Raw genomic sequence first — 25,394 nt, forward strand, 5'->3', positions numbered from 1 at the left:
TGGTTTGTCCGGACATTCTTCAAGGGCGAACAAGCGCGCACCCCAAGGGAGTTGGACTCAGCGCGGCTTTCAGGCCCGTACGAGCAGCTGGAAGTCGAAGGTGTAACGGGACGCGCGGTAGAGGTGCGAGCCGAACTCGACCGCACGCCCCGTGCCGTCGTACGTACGCCGCTCCATGGTGAGCAGCGGGGCCCCGGCCGCCTCGCAGAGCAGCGTGCCCTCCTCGACTCCGGCCGCACGTGCCCCGACGGTCTGGCGGGCGCTGTGCAGGGTGATCCCGGCCGCGCGCATCAGCCGGTAGAGGCCGGTGGCCTCCAGGGCCGTGCTGTCGAGGGTCAGCAGCCCTGCGGGCAGGTGGTTGCGCAGAAAGGCGAGGGGTTCGCCGTGGGCGAGGCGCAGCCGGTCGATGCGGTGGACCTCGGTGCCCTCCGGGAGGCCGAGCGCGGCGGCGACCTGGGGGGCGGCCCGCTCGGGCGCGTGGTGCAGGACGCGGGTGGCGGGTTGCTGTCCGGCCGCCGCGAGGTCGTCGTACAGACTGCTCAGTTCGAGCGGGCGGCGGACCCGGCCGTGCACGACCTGGGTGCCGACGCCCCGGCGCCGCACCAGCAGCCCCTTGTCGACGAGGCACTGGATGGCCTGGCGGACGGTCGGCCGGGACAGGCCGATCCTGGCGGCGAGCTCGACCTCGTTGCCCAGCAGGCTGCCGGGCAGCAGTCCGCCGTTCTCGATGGCGGCTTCGAGCTGCTGGGCGAGCTGGAAGTAGAGCGGGACGGGGCTGCCGCGGTCCACACCGAGCCGCAGGGCGACAGTGGGGGCGGTCGCTTGTTTCGGCACGGCAGCGAGCGTAGCCCGACGGCGGCGGTCCGTCACCAACTCCCGTGTGCGACGGGGCCCGTTGCCGTCGCCGCCCGTTCTCCTGGTGTCCTGATGTCCGGACAGCTTCATGTCCTGACAGCTTCCTTGACAGCGCATCACGCCTGTTGTCGAGTGAGGGCATGCGCATCGGACTCATGGGCACGGGCCGCATCGGTTCCTTCCACGCGGAAGTACTCGCGCGTCATCCGGCGGTGGAGTCACTGGTCGTCGCGGACGCGGATGCCGGACGGGCAGCGGAGGTGGCCCGCCGTGTGGGGGCCGGGACGGTCCCGGCCGGGGACTTGTGGACGTCGGGGCTGGACGCGGTGGTCATCGCGTCGGCCACGGCCGCGCACGCGGAGCAGATCGGCCGGGCGGCGCGGGCGGGGCTGCCCGCCTTCTGCGAGAAGCCGATCGCCGTCGACCTGCCGGGCACCCTGAGGGCGCTGCGCGAGGTGGCGGCAGCCGGCACGGTGCTCCAGCTCGGCTTCATGCGCCGTTTCGACGCCGGGTACGCGGCGGCCCGGGCGCGGGTCCGCGCGGGCGAGCTGGGCCGGCTGCACACGGTCCGCACGGTCTCCTCCGACGCGGCCCCGCCCCCGGCCGCCTACCTTCCGCTCTCCGGGGGCCTCTACCGGGACTGTCTGGTGCACGACTTCGACATCCTGCGCTGGGTGACCGGGCGCGAGGTGGTGGAGGTGTACGCGGTCGGCTCGGCGGCGGGCGATCCGGTGTTCGCGGCGGCGGGCGATGTCTCGACGGCCGCGGTGGTGCTGACACTGGACGACGGGACGCTTGCCACGGCGACCGCGACGCGCTGCAACGGGGCCGGGTACGACGTTCGGATGGAGCTGGCCGGGGAACGCGGCCAGCTGGCGGTCGGCCTGGACGACCGCACCCCGCTCACCTCTACGGAGCCGATGGGACCTCCCGCTCCGGTCAAGCCGTGGGCCGGGTTCCTGGAGCGGTTCGCCCCGGCGTACGAGGCGGAGCTCGATGCGTTCCTCCAGCTCGTACGGGGCGAACGCGCGAACCCCTGCGACGGGCACGAGGCACTGCGGGCGCTGCGGGTGGCGGAGGCGTGCGAGGTGTCCCGGCGGGAGGGCAGGGCGGTCCGGGTGGCGGAGGTTGCCGGAGCCTGACCGGCCAGGTCCGGGTGGCGGAGGCCCTGGAGCCTGACCGGCCAGGTCCGGGTGGCGGAGGCCCCGGAGCCTGACCGGCTCCGGCCCAGGCCTGCCGGGACCGGGGCTGCCGCTCCTCATCCCGTTCCGCCGCGCCGTGTCCCGCCCGCCGGCCGGTGTCAGTAGCCGACCGTGAACCGCTCGCCCACGTGCTGCGGCCGCTCGATCTCGTCCACCAGCGCCACCGCGTAGTCCTCGGCGCTGATCCGGCTGTTGCCCTCCGCGTCGAGCACCAGGTTCTCGGTGTCCTTGCGGTACGTGCCGGTGCGCTCGCCGGGCTCGATCGTCGCGGCGGGGCTGAGGCTGGTCCAGTCGACGTCGGTCACGGTGCGGTAGTGGTCCAGGGCGTCGCCGTGCGCGTGCATGATCTGGAGCAGGAACTCGGGCAGCCCCTCGGCGTCCCACACCTGCTTGCCGTCCGGGGTGCGCAGCGAGCCCGCGCCGCCCACCGCGATCAGCCTCGGCGCCGGGGCGCCGGCTCCTCGTACCCCTTCCACCAGGGACTTCGCCGAGGGTGCGATCGTCGCGATGTGCCCGGGCCCGTCGCCACCGCCGACCGCGCTGACCACGACGTCCTGCCCCCTGGCGGCCTCGGCCACCGCGGCGGGGTCGAGAACGTCACCGGTGCGGACGGTGAGGTTCCGGTGGGACTGCCCGTCGAGCTTGGCGGGGTCGCGGACGACGGCGGTGACCTGGTGGCCGCGGTCGAGAGCCTCGCGCAGAATGCGGCTGCCGAGGGTGCCGGTGGCTCCGAAGAGGGTGATCCTGGCCATGGGAGAGTCCTTTAGGGGGTGGTGATTCTGGTGACGCGGTGCGGGGTGCGGTTCCGCCTCTCCTTCAACATAGGAGGTGAAAGCCGTGGATGCCGGGTACGCTCCGGACACATGGTGGTGAAAAAGCGACAACCGGGTGAATCCGAGTCCGCTTCGATTCCCGAGGTCAGGTTCCACGCGCCCAGCTCGGCCCCAGCCGGTGTCGAGGTGCTGACCCTCGCCGCGCTGCGCGGCAACAGCTGCGCGGGTTCGCTCTCGGTGCCGCACCGCCCGGACTTCCACCACCTCCTCGTCCTCGACCGCGGGACCCTGCCGCTGATGGTCGACTTCGCGTCGTACCGGTTGCGGGTGGGCGAGTGGCTGTGGGTGCGGCCGGGCCAGGTGCACCGCTGGGACGAGATGCACGGGGCGGAGGGCGTACTCGTCCTGTTCGAGGCGGGGTTCCCCGATCCCGCGACCAGCGCGGCGGCCCGGCTGGACGACCCCTTCGGGCCGACGGTACGTCGCCCCTCGCAGGCGGCGGGGGTTGCCGCGCGGCGCGCCCTGGACCATCTGGATCACGAGTTCCGGTCGCTGCGGGACGGCGGTCCGCTCCCCCTGGACACGCATGTCGCCGTGCTCCGGCACCTGCTCGCCGCCCTGCTGCTGCGCCTCGCGCCGGTCGGTGAGGAGGTGGTGACCTGCGACAACCCGGATACGTATCTGCGGTTCAGGGACGCGGTGGAGCGGGACTTCGCCCGGACGAGACGGGTGGAGGACTACGCTCGCGCGCTCGGTTACGCGCCGCGCACGCTCTCGCGGGCGACGCTCGCCGCGGCGGGGGTCGGGGCGAAGGAGTTCATCGACCGGCGAGTGGTGCTGGAGGCCAGGCGGCTGCTCGCGCACAGCGACCACAGTGCGGCGCGGGTCGCCGGTCTGCTGGGCTTTGGGGACGCGGCGAACTTCGGGAAGTTCTTCCACCAGCGCACCGGGACGAGCCCGTTGGCGTTCCGCGCCTCGGCCAGGGGAGACACCGCGCGGGCTGGTGAGGTCGCCTCCGTACGGGCTGCGGAGGTCGCCCCTGTACGGGCAGGGAAGGCCACCACCGCACCGGCCCGGGAGGCCCCCGCCGCACCGGCCGAGCAGGTCACCACCGCACCGGCAGCTTCCGCACCCCCCTGATCAGCAGGCCCGGCAGCCATTCCAGCGGGCCGCCGTCCGGGTCGAGCGTCAGGTCCGGGCAGCGTTCCAGCAGGCTGCGGAGGGCGATGCGGCCCTCCATGCGGGCCAGCGGGGCGCCCAGACAGAAGTGGATGCCGTGGCCGAAGGCGAGGTGGCCCTGGGTGGTGCGGCGGATGTCGAAGCGGTCGGGCTCGGGGTAGCGGGCCGGGTCCCGGTCACCGGCTGCCACGGCCACCAGTACGGCCTTGCCCGCCGGTACGGCGATGCCCCCGATCTCCAGGGGCTCGGCCGCGAAGCGGAAGGTGGAGGTCTCCACCGGTCCGTCGTACCGGAGCATCTCCTCCACCGCGCCGTCGATCAGCCCGTCGAAGTCGGCGCGCAGCGCGGCGAGTTGCTCCGGGTGGTTGAGCAGGGCCCGCACCCCGTTGGAGATGAGGTTGACGGTGGTCTCGTGGCCGGCCACGAGCAACAGGAAGGCCATCCCGATGAGTTCGTCCGAGGTGAGCTGGTCGCCGTCCTCGTCGCGGGTCCTGATGAGTCCGCTGAGCAGGTCGTCGCCGGGCGCCCGGCGCTTCTCCTCGATCAGTTCGGCGAGGTAGCCGCCCATCTCGTTCGCGGCCGTCGTGCTCTCGTCCGCGCCGGTCGGCGCGACGATCTCGTTGGACCAGACGCGGAACCGGTCCCGGTCCAGGTCGGGTACCCCGAGGAGCTCACAGATGACGGTCATCGGCAGCGGGAAGGCGAGCGCGTCGACCAGATCGGCCGAGGAACTCCCTTTCTCCGTCATCGAGTCGAGAAGGCGGTCGGTGATCTGCTGTACGCGCGGGCGCATCGCCTCGACCCGTCGCGCGGTGAACTCCCGGGTGACCAGCTTGCGCAGCCGGGTGTGGTGCGGCGGGTCGGCCTCCAGCATGTTGGCGCTCACCGCGCTCTCCGACTCACCCGCCCACATGTCGAAGTTGCGCCAGTTCTTGCTGAGCCGGGGGTCGGCGAGAGCCTGCCTGGCCTCCTCGTACCCGACGACCAGCAGCATCTCCTCGACGTCGGCGGTACGGACGAGGTGGGCGGGGCCGCTCTCCCGCAGCCGGGCGTAGAAGGGGTAGGGGTCCGCCGTGAACTCCTCGGTGTGCTCCCGCAGATCGACGACCGTCATGGTGTGCCCCTCCCGTTGGCTCCCGCTCTCCTCGTTCACCCTACGTCGCCGCCCTCGTCGAGCAGCCCCGCGTCATGGGCCAGCAGGGCGATCTGGACACGGTTGTTGAGGTCCAGCTTGGCGAGGATGCGGGAGACGTGGGTCTTCACCGTGGGGACGCTCATGTAGAGCTCTGCGGCGATCTCCGCGTTGGAGCAGCCGCGGCCGACGGCGACGGCCACCTCCCGCTCCCGCTCGGCGAGTTGGCCCATCCGCCGGCGGGCGCGGCCCTGCCGGTCCTCGGCGCCGCCGGTGCCCGCGACATGGGTCATGAGCTGCCGGGTCACCGCCGGGGAGAGCACCGGGCTGCCCTCCGCCACGCGCCGTACGGCGGTGACGATCTCGGCCGGCGGGGTGTCCTTGAGGACGAAGCCGGCGGCCCCGGCGCGCAGGGCGCGCAGCACCTGCTCGTCGGCGTGGAAGGTGGTGAGGACGACGATCTCGGGGGCGCCGGGCTTCGCCCTGACCCGCTCGGTGGCGGTGAGGCCGTCGACGACCGGCATCCGGATGTCCATCAGGACGACGTCGGGCCGCAACTCCTCGATGGCGGCCAGCGCCTGGGCGCCGTCGGCGGCCTCTCCGACGATGTCGATGTCCTCCGCGCCACCGAGCATGAAGGTGAGTCCCGCCCGCACCAGCGGGTCGTCGTCCACGAGGAGAAGCCTGATCCTGGTCGTCATGGGCCCCACGGTAGCCAAGCGGTGATCGCGAATCCGCCGTCGGGCCCGGGGCCGTGGCTGAGCCTGCCGCCCGCGAGGGTGGCCCGCTCGGTGAGGCCGATGAGCCCCTGCCCCGAACCGGGCACCTCGGGCGGATCGCCGACGGGTGCCGGGTTGCGGATCTCGACGCACAGCCCCTCGCCCGCCCGGCCGGTGACGGTGACGGTGACCTCGGCGCCGGGGGCGTGCTTGCGGGCGTTGGTCAGGCCTTCCTGGGCGATGCGGTAGACGGTGCGGCCGGTGGCCGCGGGGACGGCGGCCGGGTCGGCGACCCGGTTGTCCAAAGTGGCCTTCGCCCCGGCCTGCCGGGACTCGGCGACGAGTGCGTCGAGGGTGTCGAGGGTGGGCTGCGGCCGGTCCTCGTCGCCGGCCCCGGGGCTGCGCAGCACCCCGATGATCTCGCGGAGGTCCTGGAGCGCCTCGTGCGCGCTGTCGCGGATCACCCCGGCGGCACGGGCGACCTCGGCGGGGGGTGCGTCGGGCCGGAATTCAAGGCCTCCGGCGTGCACGCTGAGCAGGCTGAGCCGGTGGGCCAGTACGTCGTGCATCTCGCGGGCGATGGCCTCGCGGGCGAGGCGCTGGGCCTGTTCGGCCCTGAGCACGGCCTCGGCCTCGGCCCGCACGGCCCGCTCGCGCAGGGCTTCGACGAGCTGGCGGCGGGAGCGTACGAACATCGCCCAGCCGAACACCAGCAGGTTGATCACCAGGGTGGCGACCAGCGCCACCTGCCAGGAGACGGAGGGGTCGGGCCGCAGCACCGTCTGGAGCAGTCCGGTGGCGGTCGCCGCCGCGGTGAGCGGTCCCGCCACCTTGAAGGGCTTGTGGACGGTGACGCCGAACACCGCGACGAGCATGGCTCCGGAGGAGGTGGGCGAGACGGCCGCGAGCACGATGAGGGCGAGCGCGAGGCCGGCCGGCCAGCGCCTCCTCAACCACAGCGCACAGCAGGCGAGCGCACCGGTGACCTGGTCGAAGAGCAGCACGGCGCCGGGGTTGCCGACGTCGTAGGAGGTCGTGGCGGCGGCGAGGCCGAAGGCGGCGGCCAGGAAGAACATGACGAGGTCGACGACCCAGTCGCGGGGGGTGCGCCGCACCCTCGTCCCCGGCCCCCCGCCGTCCCCGGCCGCATCTGCCCGGCCCAACGCCGACGGCAGCAGCCACCGGTACTCCTGATCGCTCATACGTCCAAAAATACGCAGCGGTGAGAGGTGCCGGCGGCCCGTGGGGCGACGGCGCGACCAAAGTCGCGGAGGTCGCGACTTTCGGCGCACCGGCGTCACGGCCCGGGAGCCCTCGGACGGATTCCGGGTGACACCGGGGAGCCGCCAGGCTGGGATGCATGAAGCGAATCCTGGAAATCGTCGGTTCCCTGCTGCTGCTGTGGGGCGTGGGAGGACTCGTCCACGAGTGGTTCGACTGGTTCAGGCTGTGGACGGTCGCGGAGAAGCTCGGCTGGTTCAAGGGGTACGAGGTCTACGCGCACATCGTGCTGACCGCGGCGGGACTGGCGTTGATCGTGGCGGCGGAACGGACGGGCAAGTCCCGCGACCGCGCCGGCAGCGGCAGCGACGGCGCCCGCTGACCGTACGGTCCGACCGTACGGGCCGCCGGTACGGTCCGACCCGCCCGGGCACGCGCCGTCCGCGCGCCACGTCCGCCGGGGCTCCGCCCGCCGTCAGGAGGTTGCCGGAGCCCTGTCCGCGGGAGGTACGGGCACCCGTTCCCGGTCCGCGGAGGCGCGGCGCCCCCACGCCGTTCCCGCGAGCACCAGGACGCCGCCCAACAGACCGGCCGCACCCAGCCGTTCGCCGCCGATCGCGATACCGACGGCCGCCGCCCAGAGCGGTTCCGTACCCAGCAGCAGGCTGACCCGGGACGGCGAGGTGCGGCGTACCGCCCACATCTGCACGGCGAACGCGAACAGGGTGCAGAACACCGACAGGAACAGCAGCCCCGCCCACTCCGCGGCCCCGAACCCGGCCGCGACGCTCCACGGCGAGGGCCCGGTCCCCGGCACGGCGGCCAGCACCGCGAACACGGCGACCGCCGCGCCGAGTTGGACCGTCGTCAGGGACAGCGCGTCGGCGCCCGCGACCGCCTTGGTCCTGGCCATGAACAGCACATGGGCGGTACGGGCCAGCGCGGCGAGCAGCATCAGCAGATCGCCCGCCGACGGCGGGGTGAAACCGCCGCCCTGGGTCAGCAGCACCACTCCCAGCACGGAGAGCCCGGCGGCTGCCAGGAACGCACGCGGCGGGGCCTTCCTCGTCACGGCCGCCTCGGCGAGCGGCGTGAAGATCATGGTGAGGCTGATGATGAGCCCCGCGTTGGTCGCCGAGGTGTGCACGACACCGTACGTCTCCAGCAGGAAGATCCCGCTGAGCACCAGGCCGAGCAGACCCGCTCCGCGCCACTGGGCGGCCGTCAGTGCCCGCAGTCTGCGCCGTCCGACGACGACGAGTACCGGCAGCACGATCGCGAACCGCAGCACGAGCACCGCGACGACGGTCTGCGCGGTGGTGATCTCCTTGGCGGCGAGGTAGCTCGCGCCCCAGACCACGGCGACCCCCAGCACGGGAAGGTCGGCGAACCCGGCGGCGCGGGCGGGCGGGGAGGGCAGTACGGCGGACGGGATGGCAGCCACGGGCGCGGTCTCCAACGGACGAAGCGGTGTGGAGACTTCGGCGGCTCGCACGCGGAACGCACACCGTACCGGCAGGACGATCTTCCCGGGAAGGAGTTTCGGCGCCCCGCCGGGCCCGGGGTCGGCGTCCGAATGGCGCCAGCGGTGGGCACGGCCGACGGCTTTCCTTGAACTCGCAAGCACCACTGAGGGCTTGCGGACCGGGGAACACCCGAGGAGAGGGACAGCGACATGTCTACGACGACGAACACGGTGACCACCACGACCAGGGCGGCGCTCGTCACAGGCGGCAGCCGCGGCATCGGGGCCTCGATCGCCCTGCGCCTGGCCCAGGACGGTGCCGATGTGGCACTCACCTATGTGGAGGGCGCGCAGGCGGCACAGGACGTGGTCCGCAAGATCGAGGCGATCGGCAGGCGGGGGCTCGCCGTGCGGATGGACGCGGCGGACCCGGATTCGGTCACCGCGGCGGTGGCGACGGCGGCCGATGCCTTCGGGCGGCTGGACATCCTGGTCAACAACGCGGGCATCGGCGTGCTCGGCCCGATCGAGGGCCTGACCCTGGCGGACGTGGACCGGGTGCTGGCGGTGAATGTGCGGTCGGTGTTCCTGGCCTCGCAGGCGGCGGCCTCGGTACTGGAGGACGGCGGGCGGATCATCTCGACCGGCTCGGCCCTCACCCGGTACGTCCGCGGTCCGGGCTGCAGCCTGTACGCGATGAGCAAGTCGGCCCTGAGCGGGCTGACCAAGGCCCTCGCCAGGGAGGTCGGCGACCGGGGCATCACCGTCAACCTGATCCACCCGGGTGCCGTCGACACGGACATGAACCCGGCGGACGGCCCCTTCGCCGAGCCGCAGCGCGCGGCCACGGCGCTCGGCCGGTTCGGCCGGCCTGCCGAGGCGGCGTCGCTGGTCTCCTTCCTGGCGAGCGACGAGGGAGGTTATATGACGGGCGCGGAGCTGGTCATGGACGGCGGCCACTCGGCCTGACGGACGGCGGAGCGGCGGCGGCTGCCGCTCAGGCAGGCCGGCGGCGGATCAGCGGCGGCGGCTCGGCCAGACCGGCGACGGATCATTGGCGCCGGCTCGGCCGAACCGGCGGCGGAGCAGCAGCGCCTGCCACTCGGCCAGACCGGCAGCGGAGCAGCGGGGGGTTGCCGCGGGCCGGTCCGGTCAGCAGCCGCCGCTCCCGTCCTCGGCCTCGGCTTCCCCGCCGTCGCCCCTCGCCGCGTGGTTCCCGCGCGGGGCCGCGATGCCGAGCAGGGCGATGTCGTCGTGCTGGCGGCTGCCGAGCCACCGTGCGGTCAGCGCCTCCACCCTCTCGATCACCGTCTCCACCGGCAGTCCGGCACAGTCGGCGAGGGTGGCGCGCAGTCGTTCGTCGCCGAGCATCTCCCTGCCGCCGGGGCCGCCCCTGGCCTCCGTGACACCGTCGGAGTAGAGCAGGCACACGTCCCCGGCCCGGAGCACGGCGCGGCAGGTGCGGGTGGTGACGGACGGCAGTGCGCCGATGAGCGTGCCCCTGGTGGGTACTTCCTCGACGGTGCCGTCGGAGCGGACGATCAGGGGTGCGGGGTGTCCGGCGGCGGACAGCCGCAGGGCGACCTCGCCGTCGCCCAGCGGGGTGGCCCCGGCGAGGACCATGGTGGCGAAGCGGCTGTCGGACTCCTCCAGCAGGGTGGCGTTGAGGAGTTCGAGGAGGCGCCCGTGGTCGCTCTCCAGGTGTCGCAGGGCGGTGAGGGTGTTGCGGATCTTGCCGGTGCGGACGGCGGCCTTGGTGCCCTTGCCGCAGACGTCGCCGAGCACCAGAAAGGTCTCGTCTCCCGGTCCCGCCCCGGGGTGGACGTCGTAGAAGTCGCCGCCGATCAGGTCGGCGGCCCGGGAGGCCCGGTACGCGGCCGCCAGGTCGAGGCCGCTGGAGCGGCGCAGCACGGGAGGCAGCAGGGAGTGCCTGAGCACCGCGGTGGTCTGTGCGCTGTCCGCGTGCAGGGCGGCCGCCGAGATCGCGGCTCCGGCGCGGGCGGCGAAGATCCGGGCGAAGAGCAGCTCTTCGTCGGTGAAGGGCGGGGCGGGGCCGCGGCGCAGCAGGACGAGGGCGCCTGCCGCGGCGCCGTTGCCGGGCAGGGGCACGACGTGGACCGCTCCCGGGGTGCCGAAGCCCTCGGGAAGCAGCCAGTGCGGCAGCGCCGCGGGCCCGACGGTTGCGGGGAGTCCTCCGGAGAGCGCCTCCGCGAGACCCGGCAGCCCGCCGTGCTCCCCGGTCAGCAGGTCACCGGGTTCCCCGGCCAGTTCGCGTTCCCCGGCGAGCCTGCCGTCGACGGCCGAGATCAGCCGGAGCCTGCCGTGCGCGGTTTCCCCGGCGGGCTCCTCCCCGGCGATCACCACGGCGGCGTCCGCCAGGGCCGCGCCGGCCAGTTCGGCGGTGGCGCGCAGCGAGGCGCGCCAGCCGGTGGCGGCCGCCAGTGCGGTGGAGGCCCCGGCAAGGAAGTCGGCCCGGTCCCGCTCCTCCTGCCAGCGGCGCTGCCAGGCCACTTCGAGGGTCACGTCGGCCAGCAGCCAGGCCGTGTGTCCGTCCGGCAGGGGCATCCGGCGCGCCGTCAGCCGGCGGGTGCCGCAGGGGCCCGCGGCCGTGGCGCGCCTGCTGTACTGGGCGGTCGCGAGCCAGCCGGGCACCTGCGGCGTGCGCAGCGTCCGGCCCTCGCGGAGCAGTGGGAACAGGGCGCGCGCCGACTCGTTGACCAGGCGGACCCGGCCGGCGGCGTCCAGCATCACGACGGCGCCGAGGCCGCTTTCCACCAGGGCGTGCGCCATCGCCGCGCCGGTGTCGACGGCCGTCGGGGGCGTGTCCCCGGCGGCGCGGTCCGTGGAGCGTGGGGAGGAAGTCACGTCTGCTCTCGAAGCCCGGCCCTCAGCCGTTCGGCTCCTGCACCCTCTCTGCGTGGTCGGCACACGACGACAATTGTTGCCGCACGGCAACAGTCTCGCGCGGGGCCCCGGCCTGGCAAGCGGAGGTCACAAGGCCTTCACATCAAACCGTGAACCATCCCACTAAATCGGTACGTTGTGCCACGACGTATGCACGGGTCCCACACACCGGATACGCTACGCGCGCGGCCGGTTAGCCCCGGGGTGTCACCGGGCGGATGCCCGCAACAGTCGGGAAGGGCGGTGCCATGAGGGGTGCCACGGGCGTCGGCCCCGACCACGCGGAAGGTGCCGTGCGGGCCCTGCACGGGCTAGGCGGAGCGGGCGGCCTTGCCGGCGGGACCCGCCACCGGCCGGTGCCGCTCAGGGAGTCCGTCCTCGACCGCGGAGCGGAACTCCCCGAGTCCGTACACCAGAGCCTCGCGCGCCGCCGCGGGCATGGCGGCGACCGCGGCCACGAGCACCTCCTCACGGCGTGCCCGCAGGTCCCGCAGATAGGTGCGGCCCGGGCCCGTCAGCCGCAGTTCGACCTCGCGCCTGCTGACCGTGCTGGCCGACCGCTTCAGGTATCCGAGCGCCTCCAGCCGGTCGCAGAGTCTGCTGACCGAGGGCGGCGCCGCCCCCAGCACCTCGCCGAGCGTGCGCAGGTTGATGCCGTCCCCACGCTCCAGGATGTGCAGGACCCGCAGCTGCGAGGAGGAGACCGGAGCGGAGGACACCGCGTCCCTGCCGCGCTCCCAGAGCACTTCGAGCAGGGCGATCACCTCGCACGCGCCCCCTGCTGCGGACGCCTGCGCGGCCACGTCCCCTGCTGCTCCCGGGACGCCGGCCGGTCCGCCCGCACCACGGCGGCGTGAGTCCTGGAGGTTCACGCTTGCCCTCCCCGTACATCCTTCGAGAAAGTGAATTCTCCGACCTTGGACAGACTCGCGTCCGTGGAACGCTCCCTGCGTGCCGCCGACCCCCACGCACTGCTCGACGTGGTGCGCTCGGTCCTGACGGACCTCTACGGCTCCCTCGGGGTCGACCTGCTCATGGCCGACTACGCCATGACGATACTGCAACCGGTCGGAGCACTCCCCCGTACCGCCGAGCCCGTATCGGCGCACACGGGAGCGCCGGGGCGGGCCTTCGGCTCCCAGGAACCGTTCCTGTGCGCGGGCTCCTTCCCGGAATCGGTGACCGCACACCTCCCGGTGACGGTCCGCGGCGACCGGCTCGGCGTCCTGTCCGTCACGCTGCCCGACAAGCCCCTCGACCCGGAGGTGCTGGCCGAGCTCGCCGACGTGGCGGAGGCGCTGGGGCATCAGATCGTGGTCGCCGAGCGCGACACCGATCTGTACTTGCAGGCGCGCAGGGCGGAGCGGCTGACGCTGGCCGCGGAGATCCAGTGGCAGCTGCTGCCGGGGCGCTCCTGTGCCCGGGACGAGTACGAGCTGGGGGCGCAGCTGGAGCCCGCGTACGCGATCCACGGCGACAACTTCGACTGGTCGACGTCGGCCGACCACCTCACCCTCGCCCTCACCAACGGCATGGGCGAGGGCATCGACGCGGCCCTGCTCACCAGCCTCGCCATCAACGCCCTGCGCAACGCGCGCCGGGCGGGCCTGGAGCTGGCGGACCAGGCGTGCATGGCCGACCAGGCGGTCTACGGGCGGCACGGGGGCGCGCTGCACCTCTCCGTGCTGCTGCTGCGCTTCCATCTGCCGACCGGTGCGGTGGAGATCGTCGACGCCGGGTCACCCCGGGTGTGGCGGCTGCGGGACGGGGTGGTCGAGTCGGTCGAGCTGGACGACCAGCTGCCGCTCGGCATGTTCGAGGACACCCTCTACACGGCGCAGTCCTGGCAGGTGCTGCCCGGCGACCGGCTGCTGTTCGTCAGCGACGGGGTGTACGACGTGGCGTCCCCCGCCGGTGAGCGCTACAGCGAGAAGGCCCTGGCGCGGGCGATCCAGGCGACCAGGCTGCTGCCGCCGCCGCAGGTGCCGCGTGCGGTGCTGCAGGAGCTGGCGGGGCACCGCGGGGAGGTCCTGGCGGAGGACGACGCCATGATCGTCTGTCTGGACTGGCACGGCCGCCCGGCGTCGTGAGGCGCGGGGCGAGGAACAGCAGTGGGGCCCACCGGTGTCGGCCGGTGGGCCCCACTGCTGCTCCGTCGGCCGGCCTGCTCGCGGCCGGGTCCGTCCGGGTCAGTCGCCGAGCTCGTGGTGGCGGGCGGCCAGCGCGGCGGCGCCCTGCTCGGTCAGCGAACCGAAGAGGCGCAGCCGGGAGATGCCGCCGTCGGGGAAGATGTCGACCCGTACCCGGGTGGCCGCCGGGGCGGAGGCCAGTATGAAGCGGTGGTTGGTGTCGGGCTGCAGCCGGGTGCGCGGCAGGATCTCGGTCCACTCCCCCGCGTCGCCGTCCCGGACCGAAAGGGCTGCCCAGCCTGCCGAGTTGCCCTTGAGGTAGGCGGTGTCGATCTCCACGGCGCGGATCTCTGCCTGCTCGACGAGGTGGTAGCTGATCCAGTCGTTGCCCTTGTCGCGGCGGCGCCGGGTCTCCCAGCCGTCGTCCATCTTGCGGGAGCGGCCCGGCTGGATGGTGTTCGTGGCGGGCGAGTAGAAGCGGTCGGAGGCGTCCTCGACGCGTCCGCCGTTCTCCAGGGCGACCAGGTCGAAGGTGCCCAGGGTGGTCAGCCACGCCGGGTCGGGGACGACCTCGCCGTACACCCGTAGGCGGGCGATGCCGCCGTCGGGGTGCTGGTTGACCCGCAGGTGCGTGAAGCGCTGTTCGGCCGAGACCGCGAAGCCGTTGGCCGCGTGTCCGCCGATCGCCGTACGCGGGACGAGGGTCGTCCACTTCACGTCGCCGGACTGGAGGTCCTCGGGCGAGGGGGATCCGGGCACCGAGGTCGCCTCGACGGAGACGGCCTGCGGGTAGTTGCCGCGGAAGTGGGCGGTGTCGATCACGATGCCGCGGACGACGCCGGGGGCGCCGAGGCGTACCAGAGCCCAGTCGTGGTCGTCCTCGGTGGGGTGCGGCTGCTCGGCCGAGACGCCGCGGCGGCGGCGGGTCTCCCAGCCGTCCATGATCTTGCCCTTGTGCCCGAAGCGCTCGGGGTCGAAGTGGGCGGGCTCGGGGATGAGCATGTTCTCGCGCTCGGCGAAGAACTCGTCGTTCGCGGCGATCACGCCTGCGCCGAGCCGGCGGTCGGCCAGGTCGGTGTGGTGGGTGAACGGGAAGGCGGCCGTGCGGTAGTCGGCGTACGGGTCGCCGCCGCCGAAGGGGCTGGCGTCACCGGTGAAGGAGGGTATCTCCGTCATGGTCTCTACTTGTTCCTTTCGAGCAGGCGGCCGGCGGGCTCGGCGAGCGTGCCCGCGTCGTTGATGCGGGCACCGCGCAGCCAGGTCTGCTTGACGACGCCGTGCAGGGTCTTGCCCGCGTACGCCGTGACCTGGTTGCGGTGGAAGAGGTGTGCGGGGTCGACCGTGAAGGTCTCCTCGGGGGCGAGCACCGCGAAGTCGGCGTCGCGGCCCGCCTCGATGGCACCCTTCTGCGTCAGACCTGCGAGGTGCGCGGGCGCCGCCGACATCCAGCGCACCACGTCGTCCAGGGAGTGGCCACGCCTGCGGGCCTCGGTCCAGATGGCGGGCAGTCCCAGCTGGAGGGAGGAGATGCCGCCCCAGGCGGTCGCGAAGTCCGGGGTCTTGAGGTCGGTGGTGCAGGGTGAGTGGTCGGAGACGATGCAGTCGATCGTGCCGTCGGCGAGCCCGGCCCAGAGGACGTCCTGGTTCTCGGCCTCGCGGATCGGCGGGCAGCACTTGAACTCGGTGGCCCCGTCCGGGACTTCCTCGGCGGTGAGGGTGAGGAAGTGCGGGCACGACTCGACGGAGATCCGTACGCCCTCGCGCTTGGCGGCGGCGATCAGCGGCAGCGCGTCACAGGACGACAGGTGCAGTACGTGCACCCGGGCGTCGAGGCGCCTGGCGAGGGCGATGAGACCTTCGATGGCGGTGTTCTCGGCGTCGCGCGGCCGGGAGGCGAGGAAGTCGGTGTACTTCTCCCCGGCCTTCTGCGGGGCCTCGGCCAGGTGGTGCGGGTCCTCGGCGTGCACGATCAGCAGGCCGCCGAGGCCGGCGACCTCCGCCATGGACCTGGCCAGCTGGTCCTGGTCGAGCTCGGGGAACTCCTCGACGCCGGAGGGCGAGAGGAAACACTTGAAGCCGAACACCCCGGCCTCGTGGAGCGGCTTGAGGTCGGCGACGTTCGAGGGGATCGCCCCGCCCCAGAAACCGGTGTCGACGTGCGCCTTGGGCCGGGCCACGTCCTGCTTGACGCGCAGGTTGTCCGCCGTGGTGGTGGGCGGCAGCGAGTTGAGCGGCATGTCCAGGAGGGTGGTGATGCCGCCGGCCGCGGCGGCCCGGGTGGCGGTCCAGAAGCCCTCCCACTCGGTGCGGCCCGGGTCGTTCACATGCACATGGGTGTCGACCAGGCCGGGCAGCAGGGCGTGCTCACCGAGGTCTTCGAGGCGGGCACCCGCGGGCAGGTCCGCGCCCCCGGGGCCGTAGGCGTCGTACGGGAGGACCGCGACGATCTTCCCGGCGGCGACGGCGACCGAGGCGGGGCGGGTCCCCTCGGGGGTGACGACGCGCTGCGAGCGCAGCACCAGGTCCGGTACGGGTCCGGCGGTCACGTCCGACACTCGGGGCTCCTTCGCGTGGATCAGCTGGATCAGGGACATCCAACGTTCTTCAACGTTCTGTTGAAGCGGAGTCTTTCTCCGGGCCGCGGTCCCGTCAAGGGTCCGCCGGGCCCGGGGCGGCCGGATGTGATCACCGACACCACTCTTGGACGTTTCCACAGGATGGAATTAGAATTCCGCTCTGTAGAACGTAGCTCTCACCATGAGGGGCATCCGGGACTACCACGGGTAGTCTGCTGCCTTGCCTGCCAGCCCCGAAAGGACCGCTCCGTGCCGACGTCCAGCGCCAGCGCCACCGACGCCTCCAAGCCTGCCGCCGCGAGTGGCGGCGTGCAGTCACTGGAGCGCGCCTTCGACCTTCTCGAGCGCATGGCCGACGCGGGTGGTGAGGTCGGGCTGAGCGAGCTCTCCGCCAGCAGCGGGCTGCCGCTGCCGACCATCCACCGTTTGATGCGCACGCTCGTCGCCTGCGGTTACGTACGCCAGCAGCCCAACCGCCGCTATTCTCTCGGGCCGCGGCTGATCCGGCTCGGCGAGAGTGCGTCGCGGCTGCTGGGGACCTGGGCCCGCCCGTATCTGGCGCGGCTGGTGGAGGAGACCGGCGAGACCGCGAACATGGCGCTGCTGGACGGCGACGAGATCGTGTACGTGGCACAGGTGCCGTCCAAGCACTCCATGCGGATGTTCACGGAGGTGGGCCGGCGGGTGCTGCCGCACTCGACGGGTGTCGGCAAGGCTCTCCTCGCCCACACCCCTGCGGACGAGGTGCGGGCGTTGCTCGCCAGGACCGGGATGCCGGCCGCCACCGAGAAGACGATCACCACTCCGGAGGGCTTCCTGGAAGCTCTGGAGCAGGTGCGCCGGGTGGGATACGCGGTGGACGACAACGAGCAGGAGATCGGGGTGCGCTGCCTCGCGGTGTCGGTCCCGAACTCGCCCACGGCCGCCGCGGTGTCGATCTCGGGACCGGCGGGCCGCGTGACCGAGTCGGCCACCGAACGCATCGTGCCGATCCTCCAGGAAGTGGCCCAGGACCTGTCGGTCGCCTTGACCAGCACGAGCCCGCCCCAGTCCTGACGACCGCGCCGGCGCTCCGGTCCTGACCGGCCTGCCCGCGCCCGCGTCTCCCCGCACACGCCTGCACCCCGGTCCTGAGGGACCGGGGCGCGGAACGTGGACGGCCGGGCGGTGCCGGACACCGGTTACCGGGGCTCCTCGGCGGCGGCCCGCCCGCCGCCGGACACCTCGGCGAAACGGCACGGCAGGGCGTCGGCGTCCTCGGCGCCGGCATCCCGGCCGCCGTCCGGCTGGAGAACATCGCCCGCTTCGTCGTCTTCCTCTCCGAGAACATCACCCGCGCCGCGGACCAGGCCCGCGAGATCCTCCACACGAGGTCCGACGGCGAGGAGCGGTCCGGCAGGACCGGCGCATGAGGCCCTACACCGCCGCCCCGGCCGTCAGGCGGCCGTCGGTCATCCGCACCGTCCGGTCGGCCACCCCCAGGTGCGCGTGATCGTGGGTGACCAGCACGGTGGCCACCCTCCGCTCCGTCGTCAGTGCCCGCAGCAGGTCCAGGACCGCCGCCCCGCGCTCGTGGTCGAGTGCGCTCGTCGGTTCGTCCACCAGCATCACCGCCGGCTCGTTCATCAGCGCCCTGGCGATGTTGATCCGCTGGCGCTGACCGCCCGACAGCTGGTGCGGAAGGCGGTCCGCCTTGTCCGACAGACCCACCGAATCCAGCAACTCCAGTGCGCGGGAACGGGCGTGGCGGGGATGGCGGCCGGACAGATGCGCCATCACCTGGAGTTGTTCGGCCGCCGTGAGCGACGGGAGCAGGTTCGGCTGCTGGAAGACGATGCCGATCCGCTCCCGCCGCAGCTCCGCCTTCCCGGCGCGGCTCAGCGGCCCCGTGTCCGTACCGTCGACGACGACGCGTCCGGAGTCGGGGGTGACGAGGGTGGCCGCGACGGCGAGCAGGCTGGACTTGCCGGAGCCCGAGGGGCCGACGACGGCCGCCAGCTCTCCCGCCGCGACCTCCAGGGCGACCGTGTCCAGCGCGGTGAGCCGTGCGTCGCCGTCCGGATAGCTGAGGGTGACGTCGTGCAGGGCGAGGGTCATCGGGCACTCCCGAGCGCGGTGAGGGGGTCGACGGCGGTGATGCGCCGGATGGACAGGGCGGCGCCGACGACGCCGAGCGCGATCATGACGAACGCGGGCAGCAGGAGCGTCGCCGCGTCGAGGACGAAGGGCACGGCCCCGCCGATCAGCGCGCCGAGCAGCGTCGCGAGGGCGGTGCCCGCCAGCGTGCCGAGGGCGAGCATCACGACCGCCTGGCCGAGCGCGTCCTTCAGGAGGTACGGGGTGGAGGCGCCGAGCGCCTTCAGGACCGCGATGTCGCCGCTGCGCTGGATCGTCCAGACCGTGAAGAAGGCACCGACGACGAGCGCCGAAATGGCGAAGAGGAAGCCGCGCATCAGCTGGAGGGACCCGTTCTCCGCCTGGTACGAGGGCAGGGCGGCGAGCGATTCGTCCAGGGTGACGGACCGGCTGCCGGTGGCCCTGTCCCCCGCCGCGTAGACATCGTCGGCGGCGCTTCCGGTCAGGGCCACCACAGTGGCCTGCTCCTTTGCCGGCGTATCGCTGCGGCCCAGCTTCTGCCAGTCGTCCAGCGAGGTCCACACGACGGGGGTGTGGCTGTACATGGCCTCGCCCTCGACGGCGGCGACCGTCTCCTCGACGGAGCCGAGGCGGAACTTGTCACCGGCCTCCAGGCCGAGTTCCTCGGCGGCCTTGGCCGACAGGACGACCTTGCCGGGGCCGAGGAGTCCGGACGCGGGAGCGATCTTCGACGCGGGTTCGACCCCGAAGGCGGTGACCGCGACCGTACGGTCCCCGGCCCAGCCGTTGACGGTGCGGATGCCGATCGGCTGGGCGCTGTCGATGCCGGGCCGCGCGGCCCAGTCCCGCCACACGCTCTCCCTCACCGAGGAGTTCGTGAACGACACCTGCCGGCCGTCCGGCGGCGCGGCGAAGGCGAGCCGGTCGGCGGGCAGCGAGGTGAGGGCCGCGGTGTTGTCCCTGGCCAGTCCGGCGGTCAGCCCCGAAAGGAGGCCGACGAGCAGGGTGATCAGGACCACGACCGAGCCCATGAGGGCGAACCGGCCCCTGGCGAAACGGAGATCTCTCCATGCGACGAACATGGTCCCCCACTGTGGTCGCGCGGGCACGGCAGCACATCGGACGGCGGATCGCCTGGATATCAACCTTTTGATTGACCGCCCTGCGGGACGCCCCCTTTAGCCTGGAAAGAACCATGGAATCCCGCCCGCTCTCCCCCGAGCTCTCCGTCGACCCCAGCCTTTCCGTCGACCCCGGGCTCTCCGCCGTCCCCAAGCTCTCCGTCGACCCCGGACCCTCCGCCGTCCCCAAGCTCTCCGTCGACCCCGCGCCCCCGGCCGTCCCCGGACCCTCCGCCGGGACCGGTCCGGCGGCCGGTGTCCTCACCTTCACGCCCGTGCTGCGCGTCCTGCGGCTCTGTCTGCACGCGCTGCTCGCCGGGCTCCTCGCGCTGGCCGCCGTGAAGGCCGTCGCGGCGGGCGGTCCGCACGCGTACGCGGTGGTGTCCGCCGCACTGGTCGTCGCCGGGGTCTACACGGCAGGGACGCTGAGCCCCTCGGTACGCCGCTCGCAGCGGGCCGCCGCGGTCTGGCTGGCCGCGCTGGGCGTCTCCTGGCTTGCGCTGCTCGCCCTGTCGCCGGACGGGCTGTGGACGGCGTTCCCGCTGTACTTCCTCCAGCTGCATCTGCTGCCGATGCGGTGGGGGCTGCCCGCCGTGGCGGTGACCGCGATCGCGGCGATCGCCGGCTTCGTCCTGCACGGCGCGCCGGTAAATCCCGGCACCTTCATCGGCCCGCTGCTCGGCGGCGCCGTCGCCGTGGCGACCGTACTGGGCTATCAGGCGCTGTACCGGGAGAGCGAGCGCCGCCGCGAGCTGATCGACGAACTCCTCTCCACCCGGGCCGAACTGGCCGAGGCCGAGCGGGCCGCGGGCACCCTCGCCGAGCGCGAGCGGCTGGCCCGCGAGATCCACGACACCCTGGCGCAGGGCCTCTCCAGCATCCAGCTGCTGCTGCGCGCCGCCGAGCGTTCGCTGCCCCCGGGCGCTCCCGCACTCGCCCACATCCGGCAGGCCCGCGAGGCCGCCCAGGACAATCTGGCCGAAGCCCGCCGCTTCGTCCGGGCACTCAGCCCGCCGGACCTGGAGCACGGTTCCCTGGCCGCCGCCCTGGAGCGGCTGTGCGCCCGCGGGACGGGAGACGGTCCCGCGGTCCAGTTCTCGGTCAGCGGTACGCCGGTGGAACTGCCCACTCCGTACGAGGTCGCCCTGCTGCGCATCGCCCAGTCCGCCCTGGCCAACACGGTGCGGCATGCGGGCGCGGGCCGGGTCGAGATCACCCTGAGCTTCATGGAGACCTCCGTGGCCCTGGACGTGGTCGACGACGGCGAGGGCTTCGACCCCCGAGCGCGGCGCCGAACCTCCGCCTCCGGCCTGAGCGCGGCTGCCGCCTCCGGTCCCCGCCACGCAACCCCCGCCGCCCCCGCCTCCTCCGACGAGTCCGAGGGCGGCTTCGGGCTGCCCGCGATGCGTGCCCGGGCCCGCTCGCTGGGCGGCACCCTGAGCGTCGAGTCCGCCGCCGGCCAGGGCACCGCCGTGGCCATCACCCTCCCTCTGCCCGCAGGAGTACGCACATGACCGGCGATCCACCCCCGGAGTTCCGTCCGATCCGGCTGCTGCTGGCCGACGACCACCCGGTGGTACGGGCGGGTCTGCGCGCGGTGCTCGACACGGAGCCGGACTTCGTGGTCGTGGCGGAGACGGCGACCGCCGAGGAGGCTGTCGAACGGGCCGCGGGGGAGGGCGTCGAACGGGCTGCCGGGGAGGGCGTCGACGTGGTGCTGATGGACCTCCAGTTCGGTCCGGGCCGGATGCACGGTTCGCAGGCCACGGCCGCGATCACGGCCCGGCCCGGCGCGCCCCGGGTGCTGGTCCTCACCACGTACGACACCGACGCCGACATCCTCGCCGCCGTCGAGGCCGGCGCCGCGGGCTACCTCCTGAAGGACGCCCCGCCGGAGGAGCTGGCGGCAGCGGTGCGCACGGCGGCGGCCGGGCAGTCCGCGCTGGCGCCCGCCGTCGCGCACCGGCTGATGGACCGGATGCGCACCCCTGCCGCGGCCCTCACCAAGCGGGAGCTGGAAGTGCTCCAGCTGGTCGGCGAGGGACTGTCCAACCAGCAGGTCAGCAAGGCGCTGTTCCTCAGCCAGGCGACCGTGAAGTCCCACCTGGTCCACATCTACGCGAAACTGGGCGTGGACTCCCGTACGTCCGCCGTCGCGGCGGCTACGGCCCGCAGGCTGATCAGACGGTAAGGAACAGAAGAGACCCATGACCTACTTCATGTACGACGTGCAGGGCAACGCGGTGGACGAACCCTCCGCCGAGACCATCCGCACCCTGGTCGTCGACGGCCTGGCGGACCCGGAGACGGCCAATCCCGAGGTGTCCCTGACGCACGGGAGCGGCTGGTCGCTGACCGCGTTCGCGGGCGGCCTGATGCTCTGGGAGAACGTGGAGGAGGCCGAGGAGGGGACGGCGCACGCGCTGACCCTCGACGACGTGGAGAAGGAGGAGGCGGCCCGGCTGTTCACCCTCCTGGCGGCGGGCGAAGTGGAGCAGATCGCGGCCCTGGCCTGGCACCAGGCGGGCTAGGGCCGATCCGGCGGACCGGCCCTAGGGGCGGTCCGGGTCGCGCTGGGCGGGGATGCCGTCGTCGAAACGGGGGGCAAGGCCGTCGTCGAAACGGGACGCGAGGCCGTCGTCGAAGCGGTCGACGGCCGCCCGGACCTGTCCGACGGAGGGTGCCAGGGCGCTCACCGAACCGATCGCCCCGGCGATGAGTAACAGCGACCGGCGCAGCCGCAGCACGTCGGGGGCGCCGCCCAGCACCATCGCCGCCAGTTCGGCGAGCTCGTCCTCGGCGATCGCCCGGTCCGACAACTGGGCCGGGAGCGCGGCCAGTTCGCGGCGGAGTCGGGCGACGACCGCATGCAGTTCCGCCACCCGGGGGTCGTCACCGGTCCTTCTCACGCACCGCTCCTCCACGCTTCGCAACAAAGCTCTCCCCTTCGCACGCCCGCACACCCAGCGCCGGTCCCGGCCGATTCTTGCCGAACGATCCCGGGCGTCGGGCACGTTAACGCTCCCGCCGCGTGAGCGCTACCGTACGGACCGTGATTCAGCCCCGGAGGTTGAGCGCCGGCCCGTCACATCACTGATGCGGTCCTGCCCCGGTACGGGCACGGCAGGACCGCCGCACACCCCCGCCGGCCTGGGCGGATCTACGGTGGCGGCAGAGCGCGCACAGCAGTGCGCCGCACCGTGGAGGGAGTGGTCATGGCGAACGGCTGCCGCGACTGCGGGACATGCACCAAGAGCCTGCTGGGGCGGGCGGGACGCAACGTGCTGTACGTGGTCACGCTCTCCTGGCTGATCAAGCCGATTTTCCTGCGGAACTGCCCGCAGTGCGGCCATGTGATGCGCCGTCATCAGCGGCGCACCGACGGCTCGTTCCAGGACTGACTGCCCCTGCGTGCGGCGGCCGGCTCTCGCGACTCGCCCTCGGCGGTGTCGTTCCCGCGACCGTTTCCGAGGTATCCAGGGACCATGTCACCCACATCGAGCACCCCGGACACCGTAGGCCTGCTGCTTGCCGCGGGAGGTGGCCGCCGGCTGGGCGGCCGCCCGAAGGCGCTGCTCGAACACCGCGGCCGGCCGCTGGTCGAGCACGCGGTACGGGTGCTGCGCAAGGGCGGCTGCGCGCGGGTGTACGTCGTGCTGGGCGCGGCGTCGCAGGAGGTGCGCGAGAGGGCGCGGCTGGCGGACTGCGTCCTGCTGGAGAACCCGGACTGGGCCGACGGCATGGGCACCTCCCTGCGCGTCGGCCTCAACTCCCTTGTCTCCGACGGCGGGTACGGGAGTGTGCTGGTCTCGCTCGTGGACCAGCCGGGAATCGGGGTAGCGGCTGTCGCCCGGGTGCTCGGGGCGGCGGGGACGGGGCTGGCGGCGGCCTCGTACGACGGAAAACGCGGGCACCCGGTGCTGTTCGGGGCGGACCGGTGGGCGGACGTCGCACGGACCGCCGGGGGCGACCGCGGGGCGCGCGACTACCTGAAGGAGCACGCCGACGAGATCACGCTCGTCGAATGCGGCGACGTGGCGCAGGCGTACGACATCGATCTGCCCGAGGACCTCGCACTCCTGGCGGGCCCCGCGCATCCCCACGGTGCCGACCGGGACTCCGGACACGCGAAGTGAGCGGCGCGGCACTCAGGGACACGATCTGTCGACCCGAAGAATCTCGACATCAACAAACCATTGAACTTCCACCATGAGGAAACTAATATCCACTGATCAGAAGCGCCTGACCGACCGAACCACATCAGACGGCGCCTGCGCCCGTACCTCGGCACCCTCGGCACTCCGTGCCGTGCGACGCTGCCCGGCGGACGCGGAGGCACCGCCCGCGAAGGAGTGACAGCTCATGTCCGCACCAGCGCCGTCCCCGCTGGCCATTGTCGATGCCGAGCCCCTGCCCCGGCAGGACGAGGTCCTCAGCGAAGAGGCCCTCGCGTTCGTGGCCGAGCTCCACCAGCGGTTCACCCCCCGCCGCAACGAGCTGCTGGCCCGTCGCGGTGAGCGGCGCGCCGAGATCGCCCGTACCTCCTCACTGGATTTCCTCCCCGAGACGGCCGCGATCCGTGAGGACGACTCCTGGCAGGTCGCTCCCGCCCCGGCGGCGCTGAACGACCGCCGGGTGGAGATCACCGGTCCGACCGACCGCAAGATGACCATCAACGCCCTGAACTCGGGCGCGAGGGTCTGGCTCGCCGACTTCGAGGACGCCTCGGCTCCCACCTGGGAGAACGTGGTCCTCGGCCAGCGCAACCTGATCGACGCGTATACCCGCAACATCGACTTCACGGACCCGGGGTCCGGCAAGTCTTACGCCCTCAAGGACAGCTCCGAGCTGGCGACGGTCGTCATGCGGCCGCGCGGCTGGCACCTGGAGGAGCGCCACCTGCGCGACGCGGACGGCACCGCCGTGCCGGGTGCGCTGGTCGACTTCGGTCTGTACTTCTTCCACAACGCCAAGCGGCTGATCGAGCTCGGCAAGGGCCCGTACTTCTATCTGCCGAAGACCGAGTCCCACCTGGAGGCGCGCCTCTGGAACGAGATCTTCGTCTTCGCCCAGGACTACGTCGGCATTCCGCAGGGCACCGTCCGCGCGACCGTGCTGATCGAGACGATCACCGCCGCGTACGAGATGGAGGAGATCCTCTACGAGCTCCGCGAGCACGCCGCCGGCCTGAACGCGGGCCGCTGGGACTACCTCTTCTCGATCGTGAAGAACTTCCGCGACGGCGGTGCGAAGTTCGTCCTGCCGGACCGCAACGCGGTGACGATGACGGCGCCCTTCATGCGGGCCTACACCGAGCTGCTGGTGCGTACGTGCCACAAGCGCGGCGCGCACGCGATCGGCGGCATGGCCGCCTTCATCCCCTCGCGCCGTGACGCGGAGGTCAACAAGGTCGCCTTTGAAAAGGTCAAGGCGGACAAGGACCGTGAGGCGGGTGACGGCTTCGACGGCTCGTGGGTGGCGCACCCGGACCTGGTGCCGATCGCGATGGCCTCCTTCGACGCGGTCCTCGGCGAGAAGCCGAACCAGAAGGACCGGCTGCGCGAGGACGTCTCGGTCGCGGCCGGCGACCTGATCGCCATCGACTCGCTCGACGCGAAGCCCACGTACGAGGGCCTGGTCTCGGCCGTCCAGGTCGGCACCCGGTACATCGAGGCGTGGCTGCGGGGCCTGGGCGCGGTCGCCATCTTCAACCTCATGGAGGACGCCGCCACCGCGGAGATCTCCCGCTCGCAGATCTGGCAGTGGATCAACGCGGGGGTCGTCTTCGAGGACGGCCAGAAGGCCACGGCCGAGCTGGCGCGGAAGGTGGCGGCCGAGGAGCTGGCGAAGATCCGTGCCGAGATCGGCGAGGAGGCCTTCGCGGCCGGGAAGTGGCAGCAGGCCCACGACCTGCTCCTGAAGGTGTCCCTCGACGCGGACTACGCGGACTTCCTGACGCTCCCCGCGTACGAGCAGCTGGCCGGCTGATCCGTCCCCTTGGCCCCCGGGGTGGACATCCCG

General features: G+C 72.8%; 25 protein-coding genes and 1 pseudogene. 13 read left to right on the forward strand and 13 right to left on the reverse strand.

The features are described from left to right. Nucleotides 1-69: 69 nt before the first annotated feature. Entirely contained in the window at nucleotides 70-834 is a 765-nt protein-coding gene (locus ACFWVV_RS11270) for a GntR family transcriptional regulator (RefSeq protein WP_384346753.1), read from the reverse strand. Nucleotides 835-995: 161 nt separating this feature from the next. Here ACFWVV_RS11270 and ACFWVV_RS11275 point away from each other — a divergent pair, with 161 nt between their 5' ends. After that, a complete protein-coding gene (locus ACFWVV_RS11275) occupies nucleotides 996-1,997 on the forward strand; it encodes a Gfo/Idh/MocA family oxidoreductase (RefSeq protein ID WP_384346750.1) in 1,002 nt (333 codons plus the stop codon). Nucleotides 1,998-2,155: 158 nt separating this feature from the next. Here ACFWVV_RS11275 and ACFWVV_RS11280 read toward each other — a convergent pair whose 3' ends face one another. After that, nucleotides 2,156-2,809, reverse strand: coding sequence for an NAD(P)-dependent oxidoreductase (locus ACFWVV_RS11280; protein ID WP_384346747.1), 654 nt, complete (start codon nucleotides 2,807-2,809; stop codon nucleotides 2,156-2,158). Nucleotides 2,810-2,920: 111 nt separating this feature from the next. Here ACFWVV_RS11280 and ACFWVV_RS11285 point away from each other — a divergent pair, with 111 nt between their 5' ends. Further along, a complete protein-coding gene (locus ACFWVV_RS11285; protein WP_384346744.1) occupies nucleotides 2,921-3,970 on the forward strand; it encodes a helix-turn-helix domain-containing protein in 1,050 nt (349 codons plus the stop codon). Here ACFWVV_RS11285 and ACFWVV_RS11290 read toward each other — a convergent pair. The 3 genes from ACFWVV_RS11290 to ACFWVV_RS11300 are packed head-to-tail and all read right to left on the reverse strand — an operon-like array spanning nucleotide 3,936 to nucleotide 7,062. Beyond that, complete coding sequence (locus ACFWVV_RS11290; protein ID WP_384346742.1) at nucleotides 3,936-5,123, reverse strand: cytochrome P450; 1,188 nt, start codon at nucleotides 5,121-5,123, stop codon at nucleotides 3,936-3,938. The genes ACFWVV_RS11285 and ACFWVV_RS11290 overlap by 35 nt on opposite strands. Before the next feature lie 35 nt (nucleotides 5,124-5,158). Then, the gene (locus ACFWVV_RS11295) at nucleotides 5,159-5,842 is read right to left on the reverse strand and encodes a response regulator (RefSeq protein ID WP_384346740.1); all 684 of its coding nucleotides are present in this window, start codon (nucleotides 5,840-5,842) and stop codon (nucleotides 5,159-5,161) included. Further along, on the reverse strand, nucleotides 5,839-7,062 hold the full coding sequence (locus ACFWVV_RS11300; RefSeq protein ID WP_384346737.1) for a sensor histidine kinase: 1,224 nt from the start codon (nucleotides 7,060-7,062) through the stop codon (nucleotides 5,839-5,841). Before ACFWVV_RS11300 ends, ACFWVV_RS11295 begins: the two co-directional genes overlap by 4 nt. 158 nt (nucleotides 7,063-7,220) lie before the next feature. On the opposite strand from ACFWVV_RS11300, the gene ACFWVV_RS11305 reads away from it, so the two are divergent. After that, a complete protein-coding gene (locus tag ACFWVV_RS11305; RefSeq protein WP_384346734.1) occupies nucleotides 7,221-7,463 on the forward strand; it encodes a hypothetical protein in 243 nt (80 codons plus the stop codon). Nucleotides 7,464-7,556: 93 nt separating this feature from the next. On the opposite strand, the gene ACFWVV_RS11310 is transcribed toward ACFWVV_RS11305, so the two are convergent. Beyond that, nucleotides 7,557-8,516, reverse strand: coding sequence for a DMT family transporter (locus tag ACFWVV_RS11310; RefSeq protein WP_384346828.1), 960 nt, complete (start codon nucleotides 8,514-8,516; stop codon nucleotides 7,557-7,559). A gap of 240 nt (nucleotides 8,517-8,756) precedes the next feature. Here ACFWVV_RS11310 and ACFWVV_RS11315 point away from each other — a divergent pair, with 240 nt between their 5' ends. Beyond that, nucleotides 8,757-9,515, forward strand: coding sequence for an SDR family NAD(P)-dependent oxidoreductase (locus ACFWVV_RS11315; RefSeq protein ID WP_384346731.1), 759 nt, complete (start codon nucleotides 8,757-8,759; stop codon nucleotides 9,513-9,515). A 183-nt stretch (nucleotides 9,516-9,698) separates the two neighbouring features. Here the strand turns inward: ACFWVV_RS11315 and ACFWVV_RS11320 are convergent, their stop codons facing one another. Both ACFWVV_RS11320 and ACFWVV_RS11325 read right to left on the reverse strand, forming a co-directional pair. Continuing rightward, nucleotides 9,699-11,411, reverse strand: coding sequence for a SpoIIE family protein phosphatase (locus ACFWVV_RS11320; RefSeq protein WP_384346728.1), 1,713 nt, complete (start codon nucleotides 11,409-11,411; stop codon nucleotides 9,699-9,701). Nucleotides 11,412-11,761: 350 nt separating this feature from the next. Then, nucleotides 11,762-12,253: a MarR family transcriptional regulator gene (locus ACFWVV_RS11325; RefSeq protein WP_384346825.1), complete on the reverse strand. Its 492-nt coding sequence runs from the start codon at nucleotides 12,251-12,253 to the stop codon at nucleotides 11,762-11,764. Nucleotides 12,254-12,367: 114 nt separating this feature from the next. Between ACFWVV_RS11325 and ACFWVV_RS11330 the strand changes: the two genes are divergently transcribed. After that, complete coding sequence (locus ACFWVV_RS11330; RefSeq protein ID WP_384346725.1) at nucleotides 12,368-13,540, forward strand: PP2C family protein-serine/threonine phosphatase; 1,173 nt, start codon at nucleotides 12,368-12,370, stop codon at nucleotides 13,538-13,540. A gap of 99 nt (nucleotides 13,541-13,639) precedes the next feature. Here the strand turns inward: ACFWVV_RS11330 and alc are convergent, their stop codons facing one another. After that, nucleotides 13,640-14,755 carry an allantoicase gene (alc, locus tag ACFWVV_RS11335; protein WP_384346723.1) on the reverse strand — a complete coding sequence of 372 codons (1,116 nt, stop codon included), beginning with the start codon at nucleotides 14,753-14,755 and terminating at the stop codon, nucleotides 13,640-13,642. 5 nt (nucleotides 14,756-14,760) lie between these two features. Further along, complete coding sequence (gene allB / locus ACFWVV_RS11340; RefSeq protein ID WP_384346720.1) at nucleotides 14,761-16,173, reverse strand: allantoinase AllB; 1,413 nt, start codon at nucleotides 16,171-16,173, stop codon at nucleotides 14,761-14,763. Between the two features lie 231 nt (nucleotides 16,174-16,404). Between allB and ACFWVV_RS11345 the strand changes: the two genes are divergently transcribed. Further along, nucleotides 16,405-17,211: an IclR family transcriptional regulator gene (locus tag ACFWVV_RS11345; RefSeq protein WP_384346718.1), complete on the forward strand. Its 807-nt coding sequence runs from the start codon at nucleotides 16,405-16,407 to the stop codon at nucleotides 17,209-17,211. 167 nt (nucleotides 17,212-17,378) lie between these two features. After that, nucleotides 17,379-17,567: pseudogene (locus tag ACFWVV_RS11350) on the forward strand (MarR family transcriptional regulator); the annotation flags it as partial. Between the two features lie 4 nt (nucleotides 17,568-17,571). Here the strand turns inward: ACFWVV_RS11350 and ACFWVV_RS11355 are convergent. Together ACFWVV_RS11355 and ACFWVV_RS11360 are read right to left on the reverse strand one after the other, a co-directional pair. Beyond that, on the reverse strand, nucleotides 17,572-18,252 hold the full coding sequence (locus ACFWVV_RS11355) for an ABC transporter ATP-binding protein (protein WP_384346715.1): 681 nt from the start codon (nucleotides 18,250-18,252) through the stop codon (nucleotides 17,572-17,574). Next, complete coding sequence (locus tag ACFWVV_RS11360; protein ID WP_384346712.1) at nucleotides 18,249-19,334, reverse strand: ABC transporter permease; 1,086 nt, start codon at nucleotides 19,332-19,334, stop codon at nucleotides 18,249-18,251. The genes ACFWVV_RS11355 and ACFWVV_RS11360 overlap by 4 nt, the downstream gene beginning before the upstream one ends. A gap of 113 nt (nucleotides 19,335-19,447) precedes the next feature. Here ACFWVV_RS11360 and ACFWVV_RS11365 point away from each other — a divergent pair, with 113 nt between their 5' ends. The 3 genes from ACFWVV_RS11365 to ACFWVV_RS11375 are packed head-to-tail and all read left to right on the forward strand — an operon-like array spanning nucleotide 19,448 to nucleotide 21,904. Beyond that, nucleotides 19,448-20,887 carry a sensor histidine kinase gene (locus tag ACFWVV_RS11365; protein ID WP_384346709.1) on the forward strand — a complete coding sequence of 480 codons (1,440 nt, stop codon included), beginning with the start codon at nucleotides 19,448-19,450 and terminating at the stop codon, nucleotides 20,885-20,887. Next, a complete protein-coding gene (locus ACFWVV_RS11370; protein WP_384346706.1) occupies nucleotides 20,884-21,564 on the forward strand; it encodes a response regulator in 681 nt (226 codons plus the stop codon). Before ACFWVV_RS11365 ends, ACFWVV_RS11370 begins: the two co-directional genes overlap by 4 nt. Nucleotides 21,565-21,580: 16 nt before the next feature. Further along, nucleotides 21,581-21,904: a hypothetical protein gene (locus ACFWVV_RS11375; RefSeq protein ID WP_384346703.1), complete on the forward strand. Its 324-nt coding sequence runs from the start codon at nucleotides 21,581-21,583 to the stop codon at nucleotides 21,902-21,904. Between the two features lie 21 nt (nucleotides 21,905-21,925). Here ACFWVV_RS11375 and ACFWVV_RS11380 read toward each other — a convergent pair whose 3' ends face one another. Then, nucleotides 21,926-22,282 (reverse strand): DUF5955 family protein, encoded by a 357-nt coding sequence (locus ACFWVV_RS11380; RefSeq protein WP_384346700.1) that lies wholly within the window; start codon nucleotides 22,280-22,282, stop codon nucleotides 21,926-21,928. Nucleotides 22,283-22,588: 306 nt separating this feature from the next. Here ACFWVV_RS11380 and ACFWVV_RS11385 point away from each other — a divergent pair, with 306 nt between their 5' ends. The 3 genes from ACFWVV_RS11385 to aceB all read left to right on the forward strand — a co-directional run bounded on the left by ACFWVV_RS11385 (nucleotide 22,589) and on the right by aceB (nucleotide 25,361). Next, the gene (locus tag ACFWVV_RS11385) at nucleotides 22,589-22,774 is read left to right on the forward strand and encodes a hypothetical protein (protein WP_384346697.1); all 186 of its coding nucleotides are present in this window, start codon (nucleotides 22,589-22,591) and stop codon (nucleotides 22,772-22,774) included. A gap of 84 nt (nucleotides 22,775-22,858) precedes the next feature. Beyond that, nucleotides 22,859-23,509 (forward strand): NTP transferase domain-containing protein, encoded by a 651-nt coding sequence (locus ACFWVV_RS11390; protein WP_384346694.1) that lies wholly within the window; start codon nucleotides 22,859-22,861, stop codon nucleotides 23,507-23,509. 226 nt (nucleotides 23,510-23,735) lie between these two features. Next, entirely contained in the window at nucleotides 23,736-25,361 is a 1,626-nt protein-coding gene (gene aceB, locus ACFWVV_RS11395; protein ID WP_384346691.1) for a malate synthase A, read from the forward strand. Nucleotides 25,362-25,394 lie beyond the last annotated feature (33 nt).

Source organism: Streptomyces sp. NPDC058663, assembly GCF_042716745.1.
In the GTDB taxonomy this organism is placed as follows: domain Bacteria; phylum Actinomycetota; class Actinomycetes; order Streptomycetales; family Streptomycetaceae; genus Streptomyces.